Genomic DNA, 24,620 nt, shown 5'->3' with positions numbered 1-24,620 from the left:
GCTCCTTGTCGGCGCCCCGAAGCCGGGGATCAGGGGCGCATATTGCCGGTCAGGCGATACAGAGTCTGTGCACTGGCGTACACAGCGAATCGGTCCACGTATGTGCGTTGCCGCACATACGGCGCACACTGTGCTCCGCATACTCCCACCAGTCACACCTTTGGCCCCGGGGCAGCCGCGCCCTTACCGCGAGATCACCCATGGGAAGTCCCCCCGTTCAATCCAGCAACCACCTGCTGGCCGCAATGCCCGCGCCCGAGTGGCAGCGCATCGGCCCCTTGCTGGAGGCGGTGGACCTGCCGCTGGGCCTGGTGCTGTACGAATCGGGCAGCAAGATGAGCCACGTGTATTTCCCCATCAACGCCATCGTCTCCCTGCTGTACGTGATGGAAAACGGCGCCTCGGCCGAGATCGCGGTGGTGGGCAACGAAGGCCTGGTGGGCATCGCCCTGTTCATGGGCGGCGAAACCACACCCAGCCGCGCCGTGGTGCAGAGCGCGGGCAAGGGCTACCGCCTGCGCGCGGCCGACATCAAGGAAGAGTTCAACCGCTCCGGCCCGGTGCTGCACCTGCTGCTGCGCTACACCCAGGCGCTGATCACGCAGATGGCCCAGACCGCGGTGTGCAACCGCCACCACTCGCTGGACCAGCAGCTTTGCCGCTGGCTGCTGCTGAGCCTGGACCGCCTGAGCAGCAACGAGCTGGTGATGACGCAGGAGCTGATCGCCAACATGCTGGGCGTGCGCCGCGAGGGTGTCACCGAAGCGGCGCTCAAGCTGCAGAAGCTCAACCTCATCCGGTACGCACGCGGCCACATCACCGTGCTCGACCGCGACGGTCTGGAAGACCGGGTGTGCGAGTGTTACGGCGTGGTCAAGAAGGAATACGACCGCCTGCTGCCCGGCCAGCTCGCGGTGTAGCGGCTGGCCCCGGCCCCTGTTCGATGCTGCACAGACCCCAACCTGAACCCCACCCGGAGCCCTGCATGATCACCGTTGCCAACCGCGCCACCCCCCAGTCGATCACGCAGGAGCAGCAGGAAGAGGACATGACCAGCGAGGGCGCCCCGCCCGCGGGCCAGGTGCCCGGGCCGCTCCACCCGACGCACACCAGCCCGATCACGCGCGTGACCCTGCACCTGGAGCCCGCCGCGGACCGCGATCGTTACGTGATCAGGAGCTGAACCCCGGCTTCAGCGGGCGTTGCCGGTGGCCGGCGCCATGCCCGTGAGCCAGGCGCACAGCGCCACAAAGACCATGAGGTCCAGCACGGCGCCGAAGCACAGGTAGAGCACGGGCACGAAGAGGGCCGAGACGTGCTGCACCACCAGCGCGTGCAGCAGGGCCTGGTGCGGCAGCATCACGGCGAAGTACGCCACCACGAGCACCGGGCCGAGCAGCTTCTGGCGCAGCGGCATGTGCAGCACGCCCCAGCCCAGGGCCAGCAGCGGCGGCGTGGCCAGCATCAGGTAGAAGCCCGCGTTGAGCAGCGCGGCCAGGTGGCCGGTCACGGCCGCGGCCGTGATCACGCCGGTGACCGCGTCGGGCGCCAGCGCGCCCGCGGGGCCCTGCTGCCACTCCAGCGAGGTGGCGCCCCCGGTGCGCACCAGGCCCAGTGGCAGCGCCAGCCGTTCGCTCCACCACAGCATGCTGCCGTGCCAGGCGGCCATCAGCTGGGGCCTGAGGGCCAGCAGGGCGGCGCAGGGCAGCGCCGCCAGGAGCAGGAATTCCAGGGCGCCGCGCGGGCTCACGCGCAGGCTGAAACTGCCCCGCTCGCCCGCGCTGGCGCTGCGCCGGGCGTCGACCAGCCGTGCGCTGGCGGAGCGGATGGCGTCGCGCTCGGCCGACCCCGGGATCAGCAGGCTGGCCGGGCTCACTGGACTACCCTCTCTTCCCCGTTGGATGAAAGGCGGTGCAGGGTTGTCCACGGTGGCGGTTGGTCGGCGCTTGCGACGAACCGACCGAGCGCCGCGGTGGGCAACCCGTGTTTGACGTGTTGCCGTGTCCAGGCGGATCGTTCGAATTGACTTCCGTGCCCTTGCAGTGACTGCCTGCGGCGCTCGCCGTACGACGGCCCGCATGAGACCCGCAGCCTGCAAGGTGCCGGAAGACCCAGACGGGCTACAGGGTGTTGCGCCGCACTGACCTCAGGGTGTGAGCGCCGATCAGTGAGCGTCCCGCGTGGGCTTCCGGCACGGCCAGTCATACCGCAACTTGCAGGAGTTTGTCTATGAATTCCATCTTCGCCGGGCTGGATTGGGCCAGCCAAACCCACGCCGTGTGCGTCATCGACGAGCGCGGCGCCGTTTGCAAGCAGTGGGAGGTCGCGCACGATGCCGACGGCTTGCGTGAACTCTTGCGCCAGCTGCGCGCCTTGCACGTGCTGCGCATCGCCATCGAGCGTCCCTCCGGGCTGCTGGTCGACGCCTTGGTGGAGGCCGGCTTCGAAGTCGTGCCCATCCACCCCAACGCCGTCAAGGCCAGCCGGCCGCGCTACCGCAGCCACGGCGGCAAGTCCGACGCCTCTGACGCCTACTTGCTGGCCGACCTGCTGCGCACCGACGGCCACCGCTTCAAACCGCTGGCCGCGCAGTCCGACGAGATCCGCGCGTTGCGTGCCTTGGTGCGCGGCCGTGATGACCTGGTGGCCACCCGCGTGCAACTGGCCAACCAACTGCGCGCCCTGCTGGAGTCGTACTGGGCCGGTGCCGCCGAGATCTTCGCCGATGTGGACTCGCCCATCGCGCTGGCCTTCATCCAGCGCTACCCGACGCCAGAGGTGGCCAGCCGGCTTGGCCCCAAGCGCATGGCCGCCTTCTGCTCCCAGCACGCCTACTGCGGCCGGCGCAGCGCCGAGGAATTGCTGCAACGGCTCAGGCAGGCCCCAGCCGTTGGCTTGGGCGAGCTGGAGATGGACGCCAAGGGCGAACTCGTCTGCAGTCTGGCGCGCACCCTGAGCACACTGGTCGATCAAATCCGGCTGCTGTCGGGCCGCATCGAGCACCAGGTGGGCGCCAGCGACGATGGCCGCATCCTCATGAGCTTCCCGCGCGCCGGGCGCATCTGTGCCGCACAGATTCTGGCCGAGCTGGGCAGCGTGCGTGAGCGCTTCGACTCCGACGAACACCTGGCCGCCGAGGCCGGCGTCGCACCGGTCACCTACGCCTCGGGCAAGCACAAGGCCGTGACCTTCCGCTGGGCCTGCAATCACCGGCTGCGCCGTGCCCTGACCACCTTGGCCGACAACTCCCGCCATGCCAGCGCATGGGCCGCCGACGTCTATGCGAACGCGCGTGGCCGAGGCTGCGACCACCCTCACGCCATCCGCATCCTCAGCCGCGCCTGGTTGCGTGTCATCTGGCGCGCCTGGATCGACCGCAAACCTTACGACCCCGCCGTCCACGGCGGGCTTCAAACCATGCTCAAAATGGCGGGGGGTTGACACAGGGTGTCTCATGCCAGCCCCCAGACCAGACCGGTCTGCGCGGCGCGGACGCTGCCGTGCGCGGTCACGCCGTCGTCGGCCAGGATCACCTGGGCGCTCATGCGCGTGGGCGCGCGCAGGCTGCCCAGCCGCACCCCGACGCCGAGCTGCAGCATCGATTCGGACACCAGGGGCCCACCGATGACGGCCTCGTTGAACACGCGGATGCCGTGGTCCGAGACGACGCTGCCGGTGACGTGCGCGTGTTCACCGATCACGATGCCCTTGTGCGCTTTCACGTCGCCTTCCAGCAGCGCGCCCGCCCCGATCGACAACACGCCGGTGACCAGCAGCGAGCCGGTGAAGCGTTGTCCGCCCTGGATGATGCAGTCGCCGTCCACCTGCCAGCCCTGGGGTCCCCAGGGCCGTGCGTCCTTGAGCGGCGCGTGCGCCGGGAGCCGGCGTTGGCGCAGGTCCCTGTCGGGGTGTTGATGGGTGCGCGGCCGGCCAAACACGATCACCGGCGCCTGCACCCACTGGAAGCAGCAGTCGTGGGCCAGCGCGATGCCATGGTCCGACGTGAGGCGGCGCGCGGCCACGCAGGATTCGCCCAGCAGCAGCGTCTTGTCGGCATGGGCCCAGGCACGGACCCGGCTGCGCGGGCCGAGCACCAGGTGGCCATCGGCCAGCACCTCGTGGAAGTCGCTGTTTTCGCGCAGCTGCAGGTCGGCGGCATGGGCCGGTCTGCGGCCGTGCGTGGCCGGGTCGGGGTGCGGGATTCGGGCGCCGACCTGCGGGCGGTGGTGGCTGGTGGCCAGCGGCCGGTGCCCGCGCACCAGGGCCTGTTTCAGCGACCCGCTGGCGAGCGCGCCGCCGCTGCCGAACAGGGTGCCCAGCTGCTGCAGCAGCAGGCTGGCCGGGTCGTCACCGCCGGCCCTGCGGCGGGCCTGGCGATGGGTGGGCCTCAGCCACGCCCGCCAGACGGGGTAGAAGGGCAGCAGCAACAGGACGGCGCAGGTCAGCAGGAACAGGGTGAGCACGAAACCCGGCGCGGTGTTCATGGTGGCACCCCCGCCCTGCGGGCGGCGGCGCAGGGCCTCGCGGTCGGCAGCGCATGGCGGTTCTGTTTCACGGCGCATCCCCTTGCAATGGAGTGGCGATTCTGTGGAGGCCACCCAACGGAGGTCTGTGCGTCAGCGTACAGAACGATACAGGTGTCAGCGAATGTGCCTGCGTCACGCATACACCCCAGCCGGAACGGTGCACGGGCGGGTGTTCAGCGTGGCCCTCACGTGACAAGGCCCGCCACCGGTGGTGCACCGGGGCGGGCCTTGAGGGCAGCCCCTGACGCCTTCGCGGCGGCAGGGGTTGCGCGGACGCTCAGCGGGTGGCGTTGACTTCGACTTCCACGCGGCGGTCGGGCTGCAGGCAGGCGATCAGGCTGGCGCGGGACTGCTTGTCCGGGCAGTCGCCGGCCTGGGTCACGGGCGAGCCTTCACCCTTGCCGACGGCGTTGATCTTCGAAGGATCGAGCTTGCCGCGGGTCACGAGGTAGTCCTTGACCGTCGAGGCGCGGTCGTTGGACAGGGCCTGGTTGTATTCCGTCGAGCCCATGCGGTCGGTGTGACCTTCGACCGTGATCGACTGGTAGCTGGTGCCCTGGAGCTGGTTGCTGAAGGTGTCGAGCGCGGCCATGCCTTCGGGGCGCACGGTGTCCTTGTCAAAGCCGAACAGGGTGTCGGCCGAGAAGCTCACGCGCTGCGGTGCCGCCGGTGCGATGGCCACCGGTGCGGGCGCCGGGGCGATCATCACGGGCGCCGGTGCGGGCGCGGGGGCCACATAGACCGGTGCCGGTGCCGCGGCAACGACGCGCGGTGCGGCACGGCCGAACGGGAACACCAGGCTCACCGACGTCATGTCGATGTTGTTGCGGCGACCGGTGGAATCCTTCACGCGGTAGCGCTCCACTTCGCCGCGGATCCACATGGCCGGGCTCAGCTCGTACTGCAGGCCCACGCCCACCTTGAAGTTGGTGTTGTTGTGCTTGGTGCTGGCGGCGATGCCCGCGTTGGCGCCGGTGCCGCTGTAGTCTTCCTTGGACCAGGCGTGGTGTGCGCCCACCCGGGCCAGGCCGGCGAAGCGCTCGGTGAAGGGCAGGGTGCCCACCACGTCGAAGTTCAGGCCGCGCACCTTGGTGGCACTCGAAAACGAACCCGCGGGTGAGGTGGTGGTCGTGAAGCGGCTCTTGCCCAGGCTGTACAGGCCGGTTTCCAGGGCGATGTTGCGGTTGATCTGGTAGCCGCCAAACACCTTGAATGCGTTGTCGTTGCGGTCACTGGAGCTGGAGAGGGTGTCCACGCCGGGCAGCAGCACGCCGGTGGTGCGGGCGGTCTCGTTGGCCGAGCGCGCGATGCCGGCGCCGACGCCACCATAGAAGTGGCTGGTGTCCTGCGCGAACGCGGGTGCGGCGAGCAGGGCACCGAGGCCGGCGAGCGCGAGAAGACGGAAGGGGGGGCGGTTTTTCATGGGGGGCTTTCTTGCGTGGTGAACGCGTTGCGCGGAGTGCGTGCTCCGTTTGTAAAAGTCTGCTCACAGGCCGTCCGTGCGGTGTCGAACATGTGCTGATTCGCAACACGGTGTCGCTCTGTGCGCTGGCAGACAGTGATGGCGCGCGGTGTGCCCCAGACTGTTTTGGGATGGCGTTGGCACGACGTGCCGCATGCCTTTCAGACGCCATCCCTTTGGGTGTCGCTGAACGAACCCTGAACCCATGCCCCATGGCACTTGCCCAAAACCTGTTGATCCAGCGCTTGCCCCCTTTGGAACGCGAGCGCTTTCTGGCCCTGTGTGAACCCTTTGAGTTGACGCTGTCTGCGGAGCTCAGCGCGCGAGGGCAGCCGCTGAGCCATGCCTATTTTCCGTTGACGGGGTTTGTGTCGCTGGTGGTCGAGGTGGACAGCTACCCCGGGCTGGAGGTGGGCATGGTGGGGCGTGAATCGATGGTCGGCTCGGAGCTGCTGCTGGGCATGGCGCCCACGCCGTGGCGGGCGCTGGTGCAGGGTGCCGGGAGCAGCCTGCGCGTCGGCGCGCAGGTGCTGCGCGATCAGATCGACAGGAACCCGGCGCTGCGCGAGGTGATACAGACCAGCCTGCTCGTGAGGCTGCACCAGCAGGCGAGGGCCTCGGCCTGCGAGCGATTTCACATGATCGGCCCGCGCCTGGCGCGCTGGCTGCTGATGAGCCAGGACCGGGCCAAGACCGACAGCTTTCACGTGACCCACGAGTTCATGGCGCTGATGCTGGGTGTGCGCCGCGTGGGCGTGACCGTGGCGGCCGGGGGATTTCAGCGCAACGGCATCATCCGTTACCACCGGGGAGACCTGACGGTGCTGGACCGTCCGGCGCTGGAGGCCGAGGCCTGCAGCTGCTACGCGACCGACAAGTCAAACCACACCGAACTGACGAGCCGCCGCCAACGGGCCTGACGGGGGAGCCCCGGGGCCGGTGGTCAGCCCCGGGCGCACCCGCTCAGTGACTCACTTCAGCCAGGCGTCGTCGGCCTTCGCTTCCCAGTCCTTGAGCTGCTGTTCGGCCTCGTCCTTGGCGATGCCGTAACGCTCCTGGAGCTTGCCGGAGAGCTGGTCGCGGTGGCCCGCGACGACGGTCAGGTCGTCGTCGGTCAGCTTGCCCCACTGGGACTTGACCTGCCCGGTGAGTTGTTTCCAGTTGCCTTGAATGGTGTCCCAGTTCATGTGAGTCCTTTGGTTGCGGTGAAGAAAGGCTTCACCAAGGGCCATGATGGGACGGCGCGCTGCCGTGGTCTGTGCGCCATCGAACCAAGCCCGTGCCGACCCGCCCCGGGTCACAACACCAGGCGTTTCGCGTAGCCCGTCATCTCCAGGTAGCCCCGGCCCACGCGCCGGCCGTTGCTGTCGAACAGGTCGGACAGGCCTTCCCAGTACACGGTGCCGGTGCTGGCGTCGCCATCGAGTTCCTGCGGGTCGATCACGGCCTTGACCGTATAGAAGTCGGCCGGCGTGCGGATGCGCCACTCCACGGGGTAACGCGCGCCGGTGCGCGGGCTGGTCCAGTGGCGCTGCGGCACGAAGTCCAGTTCGCCGGGGATGAAGCGGTACACGTCGGTGCTGCCGCCCGCGCGGAAAGATCCGCCGGCCCAGAGCTTGCTGCCGTCCTGGCGGCGCAGCTGGAAGGCGGTAAGGCTGTGGCCGCCGTCGAGGTTCATGCCGATCCAGTCCCAGCCCACCGCGTCGGGGTGCATCAGGGCCTCGCTCCATTCGTGGTCGAGCCAGGCGGTGCCCTGCACCTCGAAGGAGTTGCCTTGCAGGCCCAGCGTGCCGCGCACGGCGAGCTGCGGGTGGCTGACGTAGAAGCTGGCCTGCGAAGGGCTGGGCCCCTTGCGCGAGAAGCCCTGGTCGCCCTGCAGCAGCAGCGGCTGAACCGGCTTGGCCTGCAGCGCCATTTGCAGGGTGTCGCTCTCGATCCGCGTGGTGTAGGTGCCGTCGGGGCCGCGCCGCAGCGTCCAGTCGCGCAGGGCCACGTCGGTGTCCGCCGTGCTGGCGAACACGCCGCGCTCGCGCTGCGCCGGGGCCTCGCCGTTCCAGCGGCCCATGCGCTGCTCGTGCCACAGGCGGCCGCCCTGCACGTCGGTGATGGCCGCGTGGGCGAACAGCAGGTGCTTCGCCGCCAGCCGGCTTTGCAGCGCCTGCGTGCTGTCGATGCGGCTGCGGAAGAAGGTCACCTGGAAGCCGAACGCGCGGCCCGCGGCGTCGCGCGCCTGGCCAGTGAGGTACCACCACTCGGTGCGGGTGTCGTTGTGGCTGCCGTGGTCGCGCGGGAACACCAGCGGCCGGGGTGTCAAGACCAGCGCCGCGTCGCGGGCGAGCGACCAGGCGGGCAGGGCGGACGCGGCGGCGCCGATCAGCACCGCGCGGCGCGGCAGGCTCGTGGGCTTGAGGTGTAGGGGCTTGTGGTTCATGGGCGGGTCACCAGTCTTCTTTCACGGCCTGCACCGCGTCGCGGCTGGCGGCGGCCCGCCCGGCCAGCCAGGCGGTGAGCGTGCCGGCCAGCACCACGGCGGCGCACAGCGCGAGCAGGCGAAGCCAGGGCAGGGCGAGGTCCATGGTCCAGTGAAAGCTCTGCGGGTTGACCACATGCACCAGCACCACGCTCACGCCCAGGCCGAGCGCCAGCCCGGCGAGCGCGCCGAGCACCGTCCAGGCCAGGCCTTCGAGCGCGACCACGCCGAGGATCTGCCGGCGCGTGAGGCCCAGGTGGGCCAGCAGGCCGAACTCGCGCCGCCGCGCCAGCACCTGCGCGCTGAAGCTCGCCGCCACGCCGAACAGGCCGATGCCGATGGCCACCGCCTGCAGCCAGTAGGTGACGGCGAAGCTGCGGTCGAAGATGCGCAGCGAGGTGGCGCGGATCTGCCCGGCCGAGGCCAGCTCGATCAGGTCCTGCGCGCCGGTCTGCCGCGCCAGCGCGCGCAGGCCCTCGCGCACAGTGTCTTCGTCGGTGCCGGGGGCGAGGTGCAGGGCGAGGTCGTTGACGCGGGTGTCACCCGTGAGGCGCACGTGGTCGGCCAGGTCCATCACCACGCTGCCGTGCTGCCGCGCGTAGTCGCGCCAGACACCCGCCACGAAAAAGCGCGTGCCGGCGGGCGCCCGGGGGAAGGCGGGGGCCAGCGCGTCGAGCCAGCCACCGGGCCTCGCGCCGTGCAGGTCGAGCATGGCCTCGCTCACGTACACCGCCACGACTCGGTTGTCGCCGGCGGGCAGGGGCAGCGCCGGGTCGATCAGCGGCAGCCGCTGGCCCGGGTCGGCGCCCGGCGCCATCGCGAGTGGCCGCGCCAGCACGGTGACGGCCGGCAAGACGGTGTCCATCAGCACGCTGCTGGTGCGCAGCGGGTCGACGCGCTGCACGCCGGGCAGTTGCCGCACAGCGTTCACGAAATCGGGCGGCAGCGCCTGCCCGTCGCTCACACCCCCCACGCCGCTGCGCACATAGAGCTGCGCGGGCAGCACACCGTCGAGCCACAGCGTCACCGAATCGCGAAAGCTCGCCACCATCACCGTGAGCGCGACCGACAGCGCCAGGCTCGCGACCACGCCGCTGGTGGCCACAGCGGCCGTGTCGCGCTGCCGGCGCGAGCGCTCCACCGCCAGCATCGGCAGCGCGCGGCGCTGGACCCACGGCGCCAGCCGGTCGAGCAGGGCGCCCACCGCGAGCGGCAGCGCGGCGATGCCGCCGACCAGCAGCAAGCCCACCGACACATAGGCCGCCAGCGGAATGCCGGCGACCGGCGGTGCCCAGGCCAGCGCGCCGGCCAGCAGCACCATGGCGAGCGCCGCCGCGTGGTGCCTCGGGCGCGAGGCGCCACCGCCGCCCAGGCCCTTGAGCGCGAGCGCGGGCGCCATCTGCGCGGTGGCGCGCGCGGGCCACCAGCCGCCCACCAGCGCCGCGACCACGCCGAGCGCGCCGTAGAGCAGGGCCGCAGGCGCGCTCCATTGCAGCGCGGGCGCCACCCCCGAAAAATAGCCGCCGCCCAGATCGCCCCCGAGCACGCGCAGCGCCAGCGCGGCCAGCCCCGTGCCCAGCGCCACGCCCAGCGCACTGCCGATCAGGCCCAGGATCGCCGACTCGGCCAGCACCAGGCGCAGGCGCTCCGGCGCCGACAGGCCCAGCACACCCAGCAGCGCGAACTGCTGCTGGCGCCGCGCCACCGAGAGCGAGAGCACCGAAAACACCAGAAACCCGCCTGTGAACAGCGCCACCAGCGCCAGCACCGTGAGGTTGACCCGGTAGGCGCGCGAGAGGCTGTCCGCGCGCTGGCCGGCCTGCTCGGGCCGTTGCGCGACCACGTGGGGCGGCAGGGCCAGCGCCTGCAGCAGGCCCTCGGCGGTGGTGCCTGCCTGCAGCCGCAGGTCGATGCGAGAGAGCGCGCCGACACGGCCCATCAGCTGCTGCGCGGCGGCCACGTCCATCACCAGCAGCGGCCCGCCGGGTGCGTTGACCGTGCCGGCGATGCGCAGGGTCTGAAACCCCAGCCCGCTTTGCACGGCCACCGTTGCGGGCGCAGGGCCACCTGCGGCGAGGGACTGCCGTGCCGCGGGGTTGAGGAACACGGCGTCGGGCGCAAACAGGTCGAACCGCCGTTCGCCCGAAGCATCGGCGCCGGGTGTGGGCACCGGCATCAGCGCGGGCGACACACCGGCGACCGAGAGCGCGTCCACCCCCACCAGCCGCACCACCATGCGCTGGTCTCCAGCGCCGCGCAAGGAGGTGGTCGCCTCCAGCACCGGGCTGGCCAGGGCCACGCCCGGCGCGGCGTTCACCCGCTCCAGCAGCGCGTCGTCGAGATCGCCCTGGCGCGCGCGCAGCTCCAGGTCGGGCTGGCCGTTGACCGCACTCACCGCGCCCGCGAACTCGGCCAGGGCCGAGGCGTTGATCAACTGCACCGCGAGCGCGAGCGCCACACCCAGCGTCACCGCGACCACCGCCGAGGCGTTGCGCCAGGGGTGGTGGCGCAGTTCTTGCATCGAAAAAGTGGTCAACAGCGCGCGCATGGTTTGAGCTTAAGCCCATCCGTCCGTCTGGCGATCCGACCGGTGAATGCCCGGGCCGTGCGGTGCGTTCGACAGCGCACCGACGCCCGGGAGCACCGCACTTAAGATGCTTCTCCTCTTGCCGGGGAGCTCACCGCCCACCCAGCGCGCCACCGCGCTGCCCTTGCAGCCCCCACTTTTTTACGGTGATCCCCATGGTCCGCATCCACCTCGCCATCGACCTGAACTACACGGTCAACCCGCCCTCGGCGGACTTCATCTTCAACATCCAGGCGGCGCTCTCGCCGCAGCAGACCGTGGTCTGGGAAGAGCTGCAGGTCAGCCAGCCCGTGCCCCTGGTCATGCACACCGACGCCGCCACACGCAACCGCACCCTGCGCCTGACGGCCGGCGCGGGCCCGCTGCAGGTGCGTTACCGCGCCACGCTGGACATCCGGCACCACGAGGCCGCACCCGAGACCGTGTTCGAGACCCCCGTGGCCCAGCTGCCCACCGACGCGCTGCTCTACATCTACCCCAGCCGCTATTGCCAGTCGGACTGCGTCACCGCGCTGGCCAACTCGCTGTTCGGGCAGATGCCGCAGGGCTATGGCCGCGTGCTGGCGATCAAGGACTGGGTGCAGAGCCAGGTCACGTTCGAGTCCAACACCAGCAACTCCATGACCTCGGCGCTGGACACCCTGAACGACCACAAGGGCGTGTGCCGCGATTTCGCCCACCTCATGATCACGATGTGCCGCGCGCTCAACATCCCGGCGCGTTTCACCACCGCGATCGACTACGGCGCGGACCCGGCCCTGGGCCCGACCGATTTCCACGCCTATGTCGAGGTCTACCTCGGCCACCGCTGGTACCTGTTCGACCCCTCCGGCACCGCGATTCCCATGGGCTTCGTGCGCATCGGCACCGGGCGCGATGCGGCCGATGCCTCGTTCGCGACCATCTTCGGCGGGGTGCAGGCGCAGGCGCCGGTCATCGACATCTCGGCCCAGGAGAACCCGCAGAACGGCTGGCAGATGCCGGTGCACCGCACCGAAGCGCTGTCCACCGACAGCGGCTGGCACACCAGCTTCTGACCCTCCCCGGGGCCGCGCAGCGACGGGCGGGCCGCCTCCGCCCGTCCGTCGGCGCCAGGCCAGGGCCGCGCCTGTGGCCTAATAAGGGGTTTTCAACTTTTCTCTCTGGAACCGTCATGGGCAACAAAATCGTCACCGAAGCCGACCGCAAAGCCACTCCCCGTCCCACTCCCATGCCCGGCATGGCGCAGCCCATCGGCGGCCGTGGCCAGCGCGTGAGCCTGGAGCGTGGTGTCGCCACCCGCTCCAAGAAAAACCCCGGCAAGCGCCCGAGCAAGGGCGGCTGATCGCCGTTCCCCGACCTTCGCGGTCGGACGACAAAGGCCCGCAAGGGCCTTTTTGTGTTTTCAGGCCCCGTGGGGCCGTGGGCGTTCAGCGCCTGAACCGAAGCAGGCGCCCTTTGTAGGCCTCGCCGCTTTCGAGCCGGGTCTCGGCGGGCGTCATGCTCAGGCGGTAGCCCAGCGCGGCCATGGCCCGGCAGAAGGCGCTGCGGTTGCTGCGGTCCGGGTCGACGATGAGCACCCGGGCGTCCGGGGTGGCGTGCTGGTCAATGAAGCGCGCGAGCTGCGCCGGCTGCTGGCGCTCGTAGAGCACGTCGCTGCCGATGATCAGGTCGAAGCGGCCCAGACCGCTGGCGCCGTCGGCGTCGTCGAGCGCCCAGTTGCCGGCCTCGCAGGGCAGCGGGCCCAGGCCGTTGGCCTGCAGGTTCTCGTGCAGAAAGGCCCCGGTCAGCGGGTGCCAGTCGGTCACCGTCACATCGCCCTCTCGCCGGTGGATCACCAGACTGGCCAGCGCCAGGCCGGCCCCGATTTCCAGGATGCGTTTGCCGGCGATCGCGTGGCTGTGCATGAGCAGCGCCAGCACGCGCGCCGAGGGCCAGACCTGGCCGAACAGCGGCCAGCCCGAGGCGTCCATGCCCGCGTCTTCAGCGGCCCCCTGGGGGTCGGCGTATTGCTGTTTGTCGAGCAGGGAGCGGATGGCGTAGTCCCAGCCGCCGATGGTGATGGTCTGGTGCTTGACCTGGTAGCCGTGCATGGGGGGTGGTCTTCATGGTGGGTGGCGTTGTGAAACGGTTCTGATCGAACGGGCACAGCGCTTCCATGGAAACCACGGGCACGGGCATGCGGGGCCGAGGAGGCGATCTCGCGGGTGGCCCGCGGCGGTGGCGGGCGCTGACCACGGTACCACGGGTGTCAAGGCATGCAGCGCATGGCGGCGCCGCCGCCGGGTGGGGGTGTTCAGCCCCGGCTCATGGCCGGTGCGCGTGAGGACATGTCTGCGTGCGCCACCGCCTGGGCATCGGGCGTCGGGGCCGTGGCCAGGCGCTGCACCGACCCGTCCGCAGGCGTGTTGGCCGCCTGCCGGGCATCGATCCGGGCCTCTTTCAGGGTCAGGCCGTCTTGCTCGGCGAAGCGGATCTGCCCGCCGTCCACCTTGAGGTGGGTGATGCGATGCAGGCCCGCTTCCGAGCCCTTTTGCGCCAGTGCGTGGACCGTGTTCTCCAGACCCTGGTCCCACGGCAGTCCGTGTTGCTGAGCCAGCCGCTGCACATGGTCGCGGCTGTCGTCGAGCAACTGGCGCGACCCCTGAGGCAGGGCCGTCGGGTCGAGCGAGGCACCCTTGCGGTCGCGCTGCGAGGGCTCACCCGGGTCGTGCGGGCCGCGAATCGTGTCGATGGCGTCTTTGACGTTGCCGTCCAGGCCGCGAGACACGGCGGTCAACACGCCGCGCATCTGGCGCACGTCGTGGCGGTACTCGCCGATCTGCACCGACTGTTGCTGCGCCAGGCTGCGGGCCTGCGGATCGTCCAGGATGGAGCGGTCGGGCTGGCCTGCGGCATCGACGCCCACGAAGTGGTGCATGCTGTGGCTGCCCCCCATGGCCACCGCCGCGCTGAGGGTGCTCGGCGGCGTCATGCCCGCGGCCCAGAGCGCGGGGGAATAGGGGCGCAGCGGGTCGCTCCAGTGGGTCTTGTTGTCGTAACCCTTGGCCAGCAGCGTATCGACCTCCTGTTGCCGGGCGTAGATGCGGGTTTCGCCGAAGTGGGGGCTGGCGGCACTCACGGCGTCACCTGCCATCATGTGGTTGATCACCGAGTGCCCGCCCTCGGGAATGCGCCGCCCCAGGCTGGCGGCGCCATAGGCGTTGAAGGTCTCGCCCTTGAGGTCGAAATGGTGGGCGCTGACCTGGGCGAGCGTGCCGCCGAGGGAGTGGCCGGTGGTGGTGACGGGGCCGGAAGGGTAACCGTCGCCTTGGTCTTCTTTGGCCAGATTGATGGCTTGACGTGTCAAGGCAATCGCATCGTCGGCTTGAAGATTGGAGCGATTGAGCACCATGCCGCCGTCGGCCAGTGCGCCGTCCTTGAAGGCTTCGCGGTCGAATTCGGTGCCTCGGTGGGCAACCACGAGTTCCCCGGTGTCCCTGCGCTGGTAAATGGTGCCCTGGTAACCGGTCCTTGGGTTGTCCACATGAGCGCGAATGTAGAACTTCACGTCACCCGACTCGACAGAAGGAGCTGAATCATCGGCGCGCGCGTAGCTTCGGGCGGGCGTACTTCGATAGACGCGAAACGACAGATCCGCGTATTGCTGGCTGCTGATACTCATGGCTTGACCCGCACTTTGGCGGTGATAGAGAAGACGTTTTCACGAAAACCGGGCAAGAGGTCTTCAGGCTTGGAAACACCAGCGGAGCTCGAGGGAATGCCAGATTCGTTTTTCGTCTTTCTTTGAGGGTAATTGCCTTTCCAGTAGTACTTCCGGTATGTGGCGCCGTCCACGAACTCCTTTGCGTCCAGTGACAAGCCATATTGGGTGTCTTCCTCCGCCGCGCTGGCAGCGAAACCCGCTCCCGCGCCGCCCATCTTCCAACGGCAAACGCCCTTGCCGTAGTAGTCCTCGTCCAGCATGCCGTCCAGCGCCACCGTCATCACAAAGCGATTGGGCCCCATGGGTGTGACGGGCAAGCTCAGACCTTTGAACGGTGTGCCCCAGGTGCCAGCCCAGGCATTGGTGACGAAGGTGCAGTTGGGGGCCTGCGTCGCGCTGTAACCAGCGCTTCCCCGTACCGCCATCAACGGCCCCGGCGCATCGTGAATCTCGAACTCGACCTCGAACACCTGTTTGGGCGAGGGATTGACCTTGAACAGATGCGCCTGCTCCGACTTGTCGTTCTTCTGCGCCCCCGTGGCCTGTGCGGTGGTGGCGGAAGTGCCGGTTGGCTGCCCGGTGGGCGCGGTGGGTTGGCAGGCCATCAGCGGCCCCCAGACGGCAACGATGCAGGCCACTCGGCCCCAGCGGTGAAAAGGGAATTCATGCACACACACCTCCTTGATGTTTTTCGGCCATGACAAACGGCCCCCGGTTGTGTACACCGATAGGCCTACTGGAAGTATAGGTAAAGCCCGTGGGGCTTCTTGGCCTGCAGCCGGTGGTGGACACGGCCCCTCTCTCCAAAAAAGGGATGAGCGACGACTACAATCCGCAGCTTCACCGGGGGTGCCCACCACCCGCAGCGATGCGGGCAGCGGCTGAGAAATACCCCTCTCACCTGATCTGGGTTGTGCCAGCGTAGGGAGCGTGATGAGCCGGTCCGCTGTGGTGCAGTGATCCGTCCCTTTCAAGCGCTTCCAGCAGGCGTTTTTTTGACAAGGCGGTTTCACATGCAGCGGCGGATTTTTCATTGGGTTCTGGCTTCGTTGTCCCTTGCGGCGTTGTCGCCCCTCGCGCACGCGCAGGCCAAGCCGACCCTGCGTGTGCTCACCCACAGCTCGTTCGACTTGCCCAAGGAGCTGCTCGCGCAGTTCGAGAAAGAGGCCGGCACGAAGCTGCAGATCGTCAAGGCCGGCGACGCCGGCGAGATGACCAACAAGCTCATCCTCACCAAGGCCAAACCCATCGCCGACGTGGTGTTCGGCATCGACAACACGCTGCTCCCGCGCGCGCTCTCGGCTGGCGTGATCGAGCCCTACAGCGGCCCGGCGGCGCAGCGCGCGGCGGCTGTGGCGCTGGACGGCGGCGTGGTGCCGGTGGACTACGGCTACGTCACGCTCAACATCGACAAGGCCTGGTTCGCCAAGAAGGGCCTGGCGCTGCCCGCCTCGCTGGACGACCTGACCCAGCCCGCCTACGCCAAGCTGCTGGTGGTGCAGAACCCGGCCACCTCCAGCCCGGGCCAGGCCTTTGTGTACGCCACCATCGCTGGCCTGGGCGAAGAGGGTGCCTTCAAATGGTGGGGCCGGATGCGCGCCAACGGCTTGAAGGTGGTCAAGGGCTGGACCGAGGCCTACTACACCGAGTTCACGCGCAACGGCGGCACGCGCCCCATCGTCGTGAGCTACGCCAGCAGCCCGGCGGCCGAGGTCTTCTACAGCAAGGAGAAGATCACCGAGTCGCCCACGGCCAACCTGTTCCTCAAGGGCGGTGTGTTCCGCCAGGTCGAGGGCGTGGCGCTGGTCAAGGGCGGCAACCCGGCCGCCCAGGCCGCCGCCGGCCAGTTCATCGAGCTCCTGCGCTCGGCCCCGGCCCAGCAGGCGCTGCAGACCACGATGTGGATGTTCCCGGCCGAGGCGGGCGCCGCGCGCGTGGACGTGATCAAGGCGCACGCGAGCGAGCCGACGGCGTTTGACAACCCGCCCGCCGCCGAGGCCTCTGCCAAGGGCAAGGCCTGGATGCAGCGCTGGACCAAGACCGTCTTGAAATGAACCCCCTGCGCCGCTTCGCGGCTTCCCCCCTGGAGGGGGGACGCACCGGGTGGCCCGGCGAAGCCGGTTCCACGGGTGCCCTGGTCGGGGCACGTGCTTCGGCCCTCCGCCCTGGTTCTGCACGCTCATGCATGGCTTGAGATCGCGCTGGCTGCTGCCCGCGCTGCCGCTGGGCTTTCTGGCGCTGGTGCTGGTGGCGCCGGTGTGGCGCTTGTTGATCGAGGGGCTGGGGGCGGGTGGGCTGGAGGGCGCCGAGCCGGTGCGCTGGCTCGATGTCTGGCAGGATCATTTCCTGCGCTGGCGCATCGTGTGGTCGTTCGCGCAGGCGGGCATCACCTGCGTGCTGGCCTTGTTGCTGGGGCTGCCCGTGGCCTGGGTGCTGGCCCGGCTGGCGTTTCCCGGCCGCGCGCTGGTGCTGCGTCTCTTGATGCTGCCCTTCGTGGTGCCCACGCTGGTGGCGGCGCTCGGTGTGCTGGCGCTCTGGGGGCCGCGCGGGCTGCTCGGCGGGCCGCTGGCCGAGGCTGGCATCGAGCTGGTGGACACGCCCTGGCTGCTGCTCTACGGCAACCTGTTTTTCAACCTGTGCCTCGTGGTGCGCGCGGGCGTGGACGCGCTGGAGCAGGTGAGCGCGCCGCGCGTGGCCGCCGCGCGCACACTGGGCGCCACGCCCTGGCGCGCGTTCTGGCGCGTCGAATGGCCGGCCATCCTGCCCTGGCTGGCGTCAGCACTGTGTCTGGTGTTTCTCTACTGTTTCGCGGGCTTCGGCCTCGCGCTGATCCTCGGCGGGCAGCGCTACGCCACCGCCGAGGTGGAGATCTACACCCTGGTCGCACACGAGCTGGAGCTGGGCCGCGCGGGCGTGCTCGCGGTCTGGATGCTGGGGCTCACTGGCGCGGTGGCGCTGACCTACGCCTGGCTGGAAAAACGGCTGGCCGCGCCGGGGCGCGTGACGCCCATTGCGCGGCAACGCCCGGGCAGCCCTTGGCAGTGGGCGGCCGTGGCGGCCGCGCTGGGGGTGCTGTTCGTGGTGTGCGCCGCGCCGTTGCTTGCCATCGTGTGGCGTGCCGCTCAGGCTTTGGTGGCGGGGCAGGGCGCCGACGTGCTGATGGAGATCGAGACGCTGAACGCGTTGTGGAACACGTTGCGCTTCACCGCCATGGCGCTGGCGCTCGCCACCGCGCTGGGCCTCACGCACGCGCTCGCGGTGCGCGCGCTCGACGCGGCTTCGATGGCGCGACACGCCAGCGAGGCGCGAGGCTGGCTGGCGCTGGCCTGGCGCGCGGCGGCTTTTTTGCCGTTCGTGGTGTCGCCTGTGACCGTGGCCTTCGGCCTGTTGCTGCTCTACCCGGACCTGACCGCGAGCCTCGCCCTGCTGCTGGCGGCGTATGCGTTGCTGGCCTACCCCTTCATCGCGAAGTCGCTCACCGCCGCGCTCGACGGTCTGCCCGCGAGCTGCGCGCAGGCGGCGGCTTCGCTGGGCGCGAATCCTTGGCGCGTGTTCTGGCGGGTCACCTTGCCCATGGTGGCGCCCGCGCTGCGCCGGGGCATGGCCTTCGCGGCCGCGACCGCGCTCGGCGAATTCGCCGTCACGCTGTTTCTCTCGCGGCCCGAGTGGACCACGCTCACCACCCTGATCTACCAGCACCTGGGCAGGCCCGGCGCCGCCAACCTCGACGCCGCGCTCGTGCTCGCCTGTCTGCTGATGGTGCTCGCGCCGCTGGCCTTCATGCTGATCGAAGGCCCTGCACACATGGACAATGAACCCCATGCTTGAACTGCGCGACATCGCCAAACAATGGGACCACCGGCCGCTGCTCGCGGGCGTGAGCCTGAGCGTGGCCGCGGGCGAAACCGTGGCCCTGCTCGGGGCGTCGGGCAGCGGCAAAAGCACCTTGCTCAAGATCGTGGCCGGGCTGGAGGCGCCCGAGGCGGGGAGCGTGTGGTTCGACGGCGTGGACATCACGGCGCTGCCGCCCGAGCGGCGCGGCTTCGCGCTCATGTTCCAGGACTTCGCTCTGTTCCCCCACCTCAACGTGCAGGACAACGTGGCCTTCGGTCTGGTGGAACAGGGCGTGCGCCGCAGTGAGGCGCGTGATCGGGCCCGCATCATGCTCGCGCGCTTCGGCCTTGCCGGTCACGCATTGGGCAAGGTCTGGACGCTCTCGGGCGGCGAGCAGCAGCGCGTGGCGCTGGCGCGCGCGCTCATCACCGCGCCCCGCGCCCTGCTGCTCGACGAACCCTTCAGCGCGCTCGACACCGCGCTGCGCGAACAGCTGCGCGCCGAGTTTCGCGAACGCATCACCGAAGCCGGCATGACCGCCATCCTCGTGACGCACGACGAGCAGGAGGCGCGCGCCATGGCCCAGCGCGCCTGGGCGCTGCGCGAGGGGCGGCTGGTCGCGCTCTGGTGAGTGCTTTGCGCTCTCGCCTGCGTGCGGGAGATGGCTGGGGTGAGGGTGCTGACAGCGCTGGCACAATGAATCCGAACGCACCCCCGGGTGCATCCACCACACGCATCCAACGGAGGTTCACATGGGCTGGTTTTCCAAAAGCACCGACGGTTTTTTCCTCAGCACCACCACGCCGCCCGGCATCGAGCTGGGCCAGTACCTCGGTGTGGTCAACGGTGAGGCCATCATCGGCGCCAACATCTTCCGCGACATGTTTTCTTCCGTGCGCGACGTGGTCGGCGGCCGGGCCGGTGGCTACGAACGCGCGCTGGCCGGCGCGCGCGACGCCGCGATGGACGGCCTGATCGAGGCCGCGAAAGCCATGGGTGCCAACGGTGTGATCGGCATCGACTTCGACTACGAGGTCATGGGCGAGGCCAACGGCATGATGATGGTCGCCGTCAGCGGCACGGCGGTGAAGCTGGGCTGAGCGGTTCATGCCCATGGACGCCTACATCCTCATTGGCAACGCCAACACCCGCAAGACCTCGGTGGTGCGCAGTCTCACCGGCTGTTTCAACCGCAGCGTGCGCGACATCCAGCTGCAAAGCAACAAACGGCCACAGCGTTTCTACGCCCGGGTCGGCACCCTGCAGATCACCCGCACCTCGATCGACGACTTCATCCACGAGGTGACGCGCTCGCGCTGCGAGGCGGTGGTGTTCTGCCTCTCGCCCACGGCATACAAGACCGACCTGGAGACCTTCCCCGACGCCCAGGCCTACGTGGCCGCGCTGCGCGAACGGGGCTGGCACATCAAGGGCGTGGCCGTGCTCGGCCAGGACGGCGGCGGCGTGCGGGCACCCAACCTGCGGCAGTACACGCAGGCCCCCACGGCGCCGGTGAACGTGACCGCGCGGGATGTGCGGGCGCAGTTCGGCTGGCTTTGAAGCTCGCTCTGCGCACCGTGCAGTCGGGGTTGCTGACAGGCAAGACCGTCAACAGCGTGGCATGGGCAGATCCTTGCAGTGGCCGCAGTCGGCGTTGTTTCGGCCGCAGCTGCTAGAACCCCTGCCTCCTTGAGCCAGCCCTCCCCTGCAAGATGTCTTTCCGCATTCGGCGTAGCAAGCCACGCTGGCGTCATAGGCCTGCCGGGCGGCCTGGCAACCTGAGCGATCGTTGAATGCGGGCTTGTTGGGCCCGCCCGTTGGCGCGATGGAGACGGCCGGTGCGCCCGGTGTGGTGGCGTCGCCCATCTCGGCGCCGTTCGCATTGTTCCCCGGGTTGGGGACGAATCTGTCCGCGACGTTCGGTGGGTGCACATGGACCGGCAAGTCGCGTTTGTCCTCCGGTGTGGTGGCCGGATCCCCGAAGTGCTTTCGCCCGTCCTTGTCTGTCCAGGTGTAGACCTGGGCGATCGACATCACATGGGCGCACATGAGTACGCACCACAACAACGTTCGCCACCCTTTTTTCCAGTTCCGCATGCGGCCTCCTTGCCTTTGTTTTCAGGGGCTGTGCCCCTGTATGGGTCGCTTTTCTGAGTGCATTCTCCAAGGATTGTCTGGTGGGGCTATCGGCTACGCAGTGCCTTCAGCACCTTCTGTCCACCCCGCCCATCCGCCTCCATCCCCAGCCGGGTTTGCTCCACCCGGATGGCCTCCCGGCTCTTGTCGCCCAGCATGCCGTCGACCTCGCCGATGTCGTGACCGCGCAGGATCAGCAGGCCTTGCAGTTCGCGGCGTTCGGCGCGTGAGAGGCCCGGGTCGTCGGTGGGCCACGGGGTCGTGAACGGGCCGGCGCCGCGCAGCCGGTCGCTCAGGTGGGCAATGGCCAGGCCGTAGCTCTCGGCGGCGTTGTAGCTGTAGATCGCGTCGAAGTTCTTGAACACCAGAAAGGCCGGACCCTGCGCGCCCGAGGGCGTCATGAGGCCGGCCGATCCCAGGCCTTCGGGCAGCGGCGAACCGTCGACCTTGCGCAGGCCGCGCGCAACCCACTCGCTCATGGCGCGCTTGCTGCGTCGGCCCTCGTTGTCGGTGTTGAAGCCGGGCGGCAGCTTCACCTCAAACCCCCAGGGCTGGCTGCTCTGCCAGCCGGCCTTGGCGAGGAAATTGGCGGTGGAGGCCAGCGCGTCGCTGGTGTTGTCCATCAGGTCGCGGCGGCCGTCGCCGTCGAAATCGACCGCGAGGCGCTCGAAGGTGGTGGGCATGAACTGGGTGTGGCCGAACGCACCGGCCCAGGAGCCGAACAGGCGCTCGGGCGCGATGTGGCCACCCTGCAGGATGCGCATCGCCGAATAGAACTCGCCCTGGAAGTAGCTTTGGCGCCGCCCGTGGCACGAGAGCGTGCCCAGGGCCTGCAGCAGCGGGTATTTGCCCAGGGTCTGGCCGAAATTGCTCTCCACGCCCCAGACCGCGACCACGGTGGCCGGGTCCACGCCGTGGCGCTGCTGCACGCGCGCGAGCACCTCGGCGTGCTGTTGCAGCATGGCCTGGCCTTGCTGCACGCGTTCGTCGTCCACCAGGCCGCTGAGGTAGTCCCAGATCGGCATGCGGAACTCGGGCTGGTAGTTGAGCTTGTCGATCACGCTCATGTCGGGCGTGAGCCCGGCGGTGAAGCGGCGGTAGCTCGATTCGGAGACCCCGGCGGCGCGCGCGTCGGCCTGCAGGCCGTCGAGACAGCGGGTGAAGTCGGGTGTGGTTTGAGCCAAGCCGGGCAGGGTCAGCGCAAGCGCAGAGAGGCACAGAAGCGGTTTGAGGGGGTTCATGTTTCAGCAAAAGAACTTCGAGCGAGATGCATCATTCGTGAGCGGCCGCCGAACCGGCTTTGCCGGGCGGCAAGCCGCGCCCCCCAGGGGGGGTGACGCGCAGCGGCGCGGGGGGGACTTCGTGAACACTGCCATGTTCGGGCACCAGCGCGGACCAGCGAAGCTCGGTTTCGATGCGGTGGCGCAGCGCGTCGGAGGCACCCATGTCGCCGTGCGTCACGAACACGCGGCGTGGTGCGCCGGGCATGGCGCGCAGCCAGTCCATGAGTTGGCTGGCGTCGGCGTGGGCCGAGGCCGATTTCATCTGCACCACCTCGGCGCGCACGGGCACGTCCTGTCCGTGGATGCGCAGCTTCGTTGCGCCCTCCGACAGGCTGGCGCCGCGCGTGCCGGGCGCCTGGTAACCGGTGAGCACCACCATGTTGCGGTGGTGGCCGAGGTACTGCATCAGGTGGTGCAGCACGCGCCCGCCGGTGGCCATGCCGGCGGCGGCGAGCACGATCTTGGGGCCGTGCTGTTGCGCGATGGCCTTGGACTCGTCGGCCGAGCGTGTCATCTTGGCCACGTGTTCCATGTCGCGGCACTGCGCAGCGTTGAGCCGGTGTTCGCCCAGGTGGCGGTCGTACAGGTCGGTGGTGTGGATGGCCATCGGGCTGTCCAGGTACACCGGCAGGCCGTGCGGCAACACGCCGTTGGCCTTGAGCAGGGCGATGGCGTGCAGGATCTCCTGCGCACGGCCCACGGCAAACACCGGCACCACGGCCGTGCCGCCGCGCGCGGCCACGCGCTGCAACGAGGGGCCCAGCTCGGCCAGCACGTCCTCGTCCGGGTGCTCCCGGTCGCCATAGGTGGACTCGACCACCACCACGTCCGCCGCGGGCGGCTGGTCGGGCGGGTTCATCAGCGAGTCGTCGGGCCGGCCCAGGTCGCCCGAGAACAGGATGCGCTGGCCGCCCACCTCCAGCAGCAGGCTGGCCGCACCGAGGATGTGACCGGCGCTGGTGAAGCGCGCCGTCCAGCCGTGCAGCGGCTCAAAGGCCTGGTGCATGGGCACGGTGCGGATCAGCTTGAGGCAGTTCAGCGCATCGGCCTCGGTGTAGAGCGGCAGGGCGGGCGCGTGTTTGCTGAAGCCCTTGCGGTTGGCGAAATTGGCGTCTTCTTCCTGGATGTGGCCGCTGTCGGGCAGCAGGATATGGGCGAGGTCGCGCGTGGCGGGCGTGGTCCAGACCTTGCCGTGAAACCCCTCCTTGGCCAGCAGCGGCAAATACCCGCTGTGGTCGAGGTGGGCGTGCGTCAGCAGCACGGCGCCGATGTGGTTGGGCATCACCGGCAACGGGTCGCGGTTGCGCAGCCGCAGCTGCTTGTAGCCCTGGAACAGACCGCAGTCCACCAGCAGGCTCTGGTCATTGAATTCGACCAGGTATTTGGAGCCGGTCACGGTGCCGGCAGCGCCCAGAAATCGGATGTGTACGTTCATGCGGTTCATCTTACCCGTGGGGGTTCCGTGCAACCGCTGCGCAGGCCTTGAACGGCAACGGTTTTCTGCTTAGTTGATTTCCTCATTAACAACTGAAAACGTATTCGTTCCGGTTTGGTTGCCCGGCTTCCATGATCCGCTCCGTTGTTCATTCATCCCCGGAGAAAACCCATGACATCCCGCCGCACCCTCATCACCACCCTGTTCGCCGGCGCCGGCGCCGTCGCCGCGACCGGCCTGCCGGCCTGGGCCCAGCCTGCCCCCGTCACCCTGCTCAACGTGTCTTACGATCCGACGCGCGAGCTGTACGTGGAATACAACGCGGCCTTCGCCAGACACTGGAAGGCCAAGACCGGCCAGGACGTGACCATCAAGCAGAGCCATGGCGGCTCGGGCAAACAAGCCCGCTCCATCATCGACGGTCTGGACGCCGATGTGGCCACGCTGGCCCTGGCCGGTGACACCGACGCGCTGCACAACAACGGCGGCTGGATTCCCAAGGACTGGCAAAAGCGCCTGCCGCACAACAGTTCCCCATACACCTCCACCATCGTGCTGGTCACCCGCGCAGGCAACCCCAAGAACATCAAGGACTGGGACGACCTGATCCGCCCGGACGTGAAGGTCATCACCCCCAACCCCAAGACCTCGGGCGGCGCCCGCTGGAACTACCTGGCCGCCTGGGAGTTCGCCAAGCGCAAGTACGGCAGCGAAGCGAAAGCCAAGGAATTCGTGGGCAAGCTTTATGACAACGTGCCCGTGCTCGACTCGGGCGCGCGCGGCTCGTCCATCACCTTCGCCCAGCGCGCCCAGGGCGACGTGTTCATCTCCTGGGAAAACGAGGCCTACCTGCTGGAGAAGGAGTTCGGCAACAAGGTGGACTTTGTCTACCCCTCGCTCTCCATCCTGGCCGAGCCGGCCGTGACCGTGGTGGACAAGAACGTCGACAAGAAGGGCACTCGCGCCGTGGCGCAGGCCTACCTGGAGTACCTGTACACCGAAGAGGCGCAGGACATCATCGGCAAGAACTTCTACCGCCCGATCTCGGCCAAGGCCCAGGCCAAGTACGCCAAGCAGTTGCCCAAGCTCAACCTGTTCAAGATCGAAGAGGCCTTCGGCGGCTGGGAGCAGGCGGCCAAGCTGCACTTCGCCGACGGCGGCAGCTTCGACCAGATCTACACCAAGAAATAAGCGGTTCCACA

The 24,620-nt window shown here is 69.0% G+C and carries 24 protein-coding genes and 1 riboswitch; of the genes, 12 read left to right on the top strand and 12 right to left on the bottom strand.

Going from position 1 to position 24,620, the window contains the following annotated elements; translation table 11 throughout:
- The first annotated feature begins 200 nt into the window (after nucleotides 1–200).
- Nucleotides 201–920 carry a Crp/Fnr family transcriptional regulator gene (locus IM738_RS13265; RefSeq protein ID WP_236961229.1) on the top strand — a complete coding sequence of 240 codons (720 nt, stop codon included), beginning with the start codon at nucleotides 201–203 and terminating at the stop codon, nucleotides 918–920.
- A gap of 65 nt (nucleotides 921–985) precedes the next feature.
- Nucleotides 986–1,183, top strand: a complete 198-nt coding sequence (locus tag IM738_RS13260; RefSeq protein WP_236961228.1) for a hypothetical protein — start codon at nucleotides 986–988, stop codon at nucleotides 1,181–1,183.
- A gap of 9 nt (nucleotides 1,184–1,192) precedes the next feature.
- Here IM738_RS13260 and IM738_RS13255 read toward each other — a convergent pair whose 3' ends face one another.
- A complete protein-coding gene (locus IM738_RS13255; RefSeq protein ID WP_236961227.1) occupies nucleotides 1,193–1,876 on the bottom strand; it encodes a hypothetical protein in 684 nt (227 codons plus the stop codon).
- Nucleotides 1,877–2,229: 353 nt separating this feature from the next.
- Here IM738_RS13255 and IM738_RS13250 point away from each other — a divergent pair, with 353 nt between their 5' ends.
- On the top strand, nucleotides 2,230–3,441 hold the full coding sequence (locus IM738_RS13250; protein ID WP_236961226.1) for an IS110 family transposase: 1,212 nt from the start codon (nucleotides 2,230–2,232) through the stop codon (nucleotides 3,439–3,441).
- A gap of 11 nt (nucleotides 3,442–3,452) precedes the next feature.
- On the opposite strand, the gene IM738_RS13245 is transcribed toward IM738_RS13250, so the two are convergent.
- Nucleotides 3,453–4,484: a polymer-forming cytoskeletal protein gene (locus tag IM738_RS13245; protein ID WP_236961225.1), complete on the bottom strand. Its 1,032-nt coding sequence runs from the start codon at nucleotides 4,482–4,484 to the stop codon at nucleotides 3,453–3,455.
- Between the two features lie 319 nt (nucleotides 4,485–4,803).
- Nucleotides 4,804–5,949: an OmpA family protein gene (locus IM738_RS13240; RefSeq protein ID WP_236961224.1), complete on the bottom strand. Its 1,146-nt coding sequence runs from the start codon at nucleotides 5,947–5,949 to the stop codon at nucleotides 4,804–4,806.
- 251 nt (nucleotides 5,950–6,200) lie between these two features.
- Between IM738_RS13240 and IM738_RS13235 the strand changes: the two genes are divergently transcribed.
- Entirely contained in the window at nucleotides 6,201–6,908 is a 708-nt protein-coding gene (locus IM738_RS13235) for a Crp/Fnr family transcriptional regulator (RefSeq protein ID WP_236961223.1), read from the top strand.
- 51 nt (nucleotides 6,909–6,959) lie between these two features.
- On the opposite strand, the gene IM738_RS13230 is transcribed toward IM738_RS13235, so the two are convergent.
- The 3 genes from IM738_RS13230 to IM738_RS13220 form a co-directional block, all read right to left on the bottom strand.
- Nucleotides 6,960–7,175: a CsbD family protein gene (locus IM738_RS13230; protein ID WP_236961222.1), complete on the bottom strand. Its 216-nt coding sequence runs from the start codon at nucleotides 7,173–7,175 to the stop codon at nucleotides 6,960–6,962.
- A gap of 110 nt (nucleotides 7,176–7,285) precedes the next feature.
- Nucleotides 7,286–8,419: a lipocalin-like domain-containing protein gene (locus tag IM738_RS13225; protein WP_236961221.1), complete on the bottom strand. Its 1,134-nt coding sequence runs from the start codon at nucleotides 8,417–8,419 to the stop codon at nucleotides 7,286–7,288.
- A gap of 7 nt (nucleotides 8,420–8,426) precedes the next feature.
- Nucleotides 8,427–11,006 (bottom strand): FtsX-like permease family protein, encoded by a 2,580-nt coding sequence (locus tag IM738_RS13220; RefSeq protein WP_236961220.1) that lies wholly within the window; start codon nucleotides 11,004–11,006, stop codon nucleotides 8,427–8,429.
- A 194-nt stretch (nucleotides 11,007–11,200) separates the two neighbouring features.
- Between IM738_RS13220 and IM738_RS13215 the strand changes: the two genes are divergently transcribed.
- Together IM738_RS13215 and IM738_RS13210 are read left to right on the top strand one after the other, a co-directional pair.
- A complete protein-coding gene (locus tag IM738_RS13215) occupies nucleotides 11,201–12,082 on the top strand; it encodes a transglutaminase-like domain-containing protein (protein ID WP_236961219.1) in 882 nt (293 codons plus the stop codon).
- A gap of 116 nt (nucleotides 12,083–12,198) precedes the next feature.
- Nucleotides 12,199–12,369, top strand: a complete 171-nt coding sequence (locus IM738_RS13210; protein ID WP_236961218.1) for a hypothetical protein — start codon at nucleotides 12,199–12,201, stop codon at nucleotides 12,367–12,369.
- 85 nt (nucleotides 12,370–12,454) lie between these two features.
- On the opposite strand, the gene IM738_RS13205 is transcribed toward IM738_RS13210, so the two are convergent.
- From IM738_RS13205 to IM738_RS13195, 3 genes are all read right to left on the bottom strand, one after another.
- Nucleotides 12,455–13,117 (bottom strand): class I SAM-dependent methyltransferase, encoded by a 663-nt coding sequence (locus tag IM738_RS13205; protein WP_236961217.1) that lies wholly within the window; start codon nucleotides 13,115–13,117, stop codon nucleotides 12,455–12,457.
- A gap of 203 nt (nucleotides 13,118–13,320) precedes the next feature.
- Nucleotides 13,321–14,688, bottom strand: a complete 1,368-nt coding sequence (locus IM738_RS13200) for an XVIPCD domain-containing protein (RefSeq protein WP_236961216.1) — start codon at nucleotides 14,686–14,688, stop codon at nucleotides 13,321–13,323.
- Entirely contained in the window at nucleotides 14,685–15,401 is a 717-nt protein-coding gene (locus IM738_RS13195) for a hypothetical protein (protein ID WP_236961215.1), read from the bottom strand. The genes IM738_RS13200 and IM738_RS13195 overlap by 4 nt, the downstream gene beginning before the upstream one ends.
- A 164-nt stretch (nucleotides 15,402–15,565) precedes the next feature.
- A riboswitch (TPP riboswitch) is annotated at nucleotides 15,566–15,676 on the top strand.
- Between the two features lie 118 nt (nucleotides 15,677–15,794).
- Here IM738_RS13195 and IM738_RS13190 point away from each other — a divergent pair.
- From IM738_RS13190 to IM738_RS13170, 5 genes are all read left to right on the top strand, one after another.
- Nucleotides 15,795–16,784 (top strand): thiamine ABC transporter substrate-binding protein, encoded by a 990-nt coding sequence (locus IM738_RS13190; RefSeq protein ID WP_236961214.1) that lies wholly within the window; start codon nucleotides 15,795–15,797, stop codon nucleotides 16,782–16,784.
- 127 nt (nucleotides 16,785–16,911) lie between these two features.
- On the top strand, nucleotides 16,912–18,558 hold the full coding sequence (locus IM738_RS13185) for an ABC transporter permease (protein ID WP_236961213.1): 1,647 nt from the start codon (nucleotides 16,912–16,914) through the stop codon (nucleotides 18,556–18,558).
- Nucleotides 18,551–19,195, top strand: a complete 645-nt coding sequence (locus IM738_RS13180) for an ABC transporter ATP-binding protein (protein WP_236961212.1) — start codon at nucleotides 18,551–18,553, stop codon at nucleotides 19,193–19,195. Before IM738_RS13185 ends, IM738_RS13180 begins: the two co-directional genes overlap by 8 nt.
- A 121-nt stretch (nucleotides 19,196–19,316) precedes the next feature.
- Nucleotides 19,317–19,664, top strand: a complete 348-nt coding sequence (locus IM738_RS13175) for a heavy metal-binding domain-containing protein (RefSeq protein WP_236961211.1) — start codon at nucleotides 19,317–19,319, stop codon at nucleotides 19,662–19,664.
- 7 nt (nucleotides 19,665–19,671) lie between these two features.
- Complete coding sequence (locus IM738_RS13170) at nucleotides 19,672–20,124, top strand: hypothetical protein (RefSeq protein ID WP_236961210.1); 453 nt, start codon at nucleotides 19,672–19,674, stop codon at nucleotides 20,122–20,124.
- A gap of 48 nt (nucleotides 20,125–20,172) precedes the next feature.
- On the opposite strand, the gene IM738_RS13165 is transcribed toward IM738_RS13170, so the two are convergent.
- The 3 genes from IM738_RS13165 to IM738_RS13155 form a co-directional block, all read right to left on the bottom strand.
- The gene (locus tag IM738_RS13165) at nucleotides 20,173–20,661 is read right to left on the bottom strand and encodes a DUF4124 domain-containing protein (protein WP_236961208.1); all 489 of its coding nucleotides are present in this window, start codon (nucleotides 20,659–20,661) and stop codon (nucleotides 20,173–20,175) included.
- An 86-nt stretch (nucleotides 20,662–20,747) separates the two neighbouring features.
- Nucleotides 20,748–21,941, bottom strand: a complete 1,194-nt coding sequence (locus IM738_RS13160; RefSeq protein WP_236961206.1) for a lytic murein transglycosylase — start codon at nucleotides 21,939–21,941, stop codon at nucleotides 20,748–20,750.
- Nucleotides 21,942–21,972: 31 nt separating this feature from the next.
- The gene (locus IM738_RS13155) at nucleotides 21,973–23,418 is read right to left on the bottom strand and encodes an MBL fold metallo-hydrolase (RefSeq protein WP_236961205.1); all 1,446 of its coding nucleotides are present in this window, start codon (nucleotides 23,416–23,418) and stop codon (nucleotides 21,973–21,975) included.
- Between the two features lie 171 nt (nucleotides 23,419–23,589).
- Here IM738_RS13155 and IM738_RS13150 point away from each other — a divergent pair, with 171 nt between their 5' ends.
- Entirely contained in the window at nucleotides 23,590–24,609 is a 1,020-nt protein-coding gene (locus tag IM738_RS13150) for a sulfate ABC transporter substrate-binding protein (protein WP_236961204.1), read from the top strand.
- Nucleotides 24,610–24,620: the final 11 nt, after the last annotated feature.

The sequence above is a fragment of the Hydrogenophaga sp. SL48 genome (assembly GCF_021729865.1).
GTDB lineage: Bacteria > Pseudomonadota > Gammaproteobacteria > Burkholderiales > Burkholderiaceae_C > Hydrogenophaga.
This window is presented reverse-complemented; position numbering and strand designations above follow the sequence as displayed.

Coding starts and splice junctions, on each gene's coding strand:
- IM738_RS13265 (WP_236961229.1), top strand. CDS start 201: ATGGGAAGTCCCCCCGTTCAATCCAGCAACCACCTGCTGGCCGCAATG.
- IM738_RS13260 (WP_236961228.1), top strand. CDS start 986: ATGATCACCGTTGCCAACCGCGCCACCCCCCAGTCGATCACGCAGGAG.
- IM738_RS13250 (WP_236961226.1), top strand. CDS start 2,230: ATGAATTCCATCTTCGCCGGGCTGGATTGGGCCAGCCAAACCCACGCC.
- IM738_RS13245 (WP_236961225.1), bottom strand. CDS start 4,484: ATGAACACCGCGCCGGGTTTCGTGCTCACCCTGTTCCTGCTGACCTGC.
- IM738_RS13240 (WP_236961224.1), bottom strand. CDS start 5,949: ATGAAAAACCGCCCCCCCTTCCGTCTTCTCGCGCTCGCCGGCCTCGGT.
- IM738_RS13235 (WP_236961223.1), top strand. CDS start 6,201: ATGGCACTTGCCCAAAACCTGTTGATCCAGCGCTTGCCCCCTTTGGAA.
- IM738_RS13230 (WP_236961222.1), bottom strand. CDS start 7,175: ATGAACTGGGACACCATTCAAGGCAACTGGAAACAACTCACCGGGCAG.
- IM738_RS13225 (WP_236961221.1), bottom strand. CDS start 8,419: ATGAACCACAAGCCCCTACACCTCAAGCCCACGAGCCTGCCGCGCCGC.
- IM738_RS13220 (WP_236961220.1), bottom strand. CDS start 11,006: ATGCGCGCGCTGTTGACCACTTTTTCGATGCAAGAACTGCGCCACCAC.
- IM738_RS13215 (WP_236961219.1), top strand. CDS start 11,201: ATGGTCCGCATCCACCTCGCCATCGACCTGAACTACACGGTCAACCCG.
- IM738_RS13210 (WP_236961218.1), top strand. CDS start 12,199: ATGGGCAACAAAATCGTCACCGAAGCCGACCGCAAAGCCACTCCCCGT.
- IM738_RS13205 (WP_236961217.1), bottom strand. CDS start 13,117: ATGCACGGCTACCAGGTCAAGCACCAGACCATCACCATCGGCGGCTGG.
- IM738_RS13200 (WP_236961216.1), bottom strand. CDS start 14,688: ATGAGTATCAGCAGCCAGCAATACGCGGATCTGTCGTTTCGCGTCTAT.
- IM738_RS13185 (WP_236961213.1), top strand. CDS start 16,912: ATGCATGGCTTGAGATCGCGCTGGCTGCTGCCCGCGCTGCCGCTGGGC.
- IM738_RS13180 (WP_236961212.1), top strand. CDS start 18,551: ATGCTTGAACTGCGCGACATCGCCAAACAATGGGACCACCGGCCGCTG.
- IM738_RS13175 (WP_236961211.1), top strand. CDS start 19,317: ATGGGCTGGTTTTCCAAAAGCACCGACGGTTTTTTCCTCAGCACCACC.
- IM738_RS13170 (WP_236961210.1), top strand. CDS start 19,672: ATGCCCATGGACGCCTACATCCTCATTGGCAACGCCAACACCCGCAAG.
- IM738_RS13165 (WP_236961208.1), bottom strand. CDS start 20,661: ATGCGGAACTGGAAAAAAGGGTGGCGAACGTTGTTGTGGTGCGTACTC.
- IM738_RS13160 (WP_236961206.1), bottom strand. CDS start 21,941: ATGAACCCCCTCAAACCGCTTCTGTGCCTCTCTGCGCTTGCGCTGACC.
- IM738_RS13155 (WP_236961205.1), bottom strand. CDS start 23,418: ATGAACGTACACATCCGATTTCTGGGCGCTGCCGGCACCGTGACCGGC.
- IM738_RS13150 (WP_236961204.1), top strand. CDS start 23,590: ATGACATCCCGCCGCACCCTCATCACCACCCTGTTCGCCGGCGCCGGC.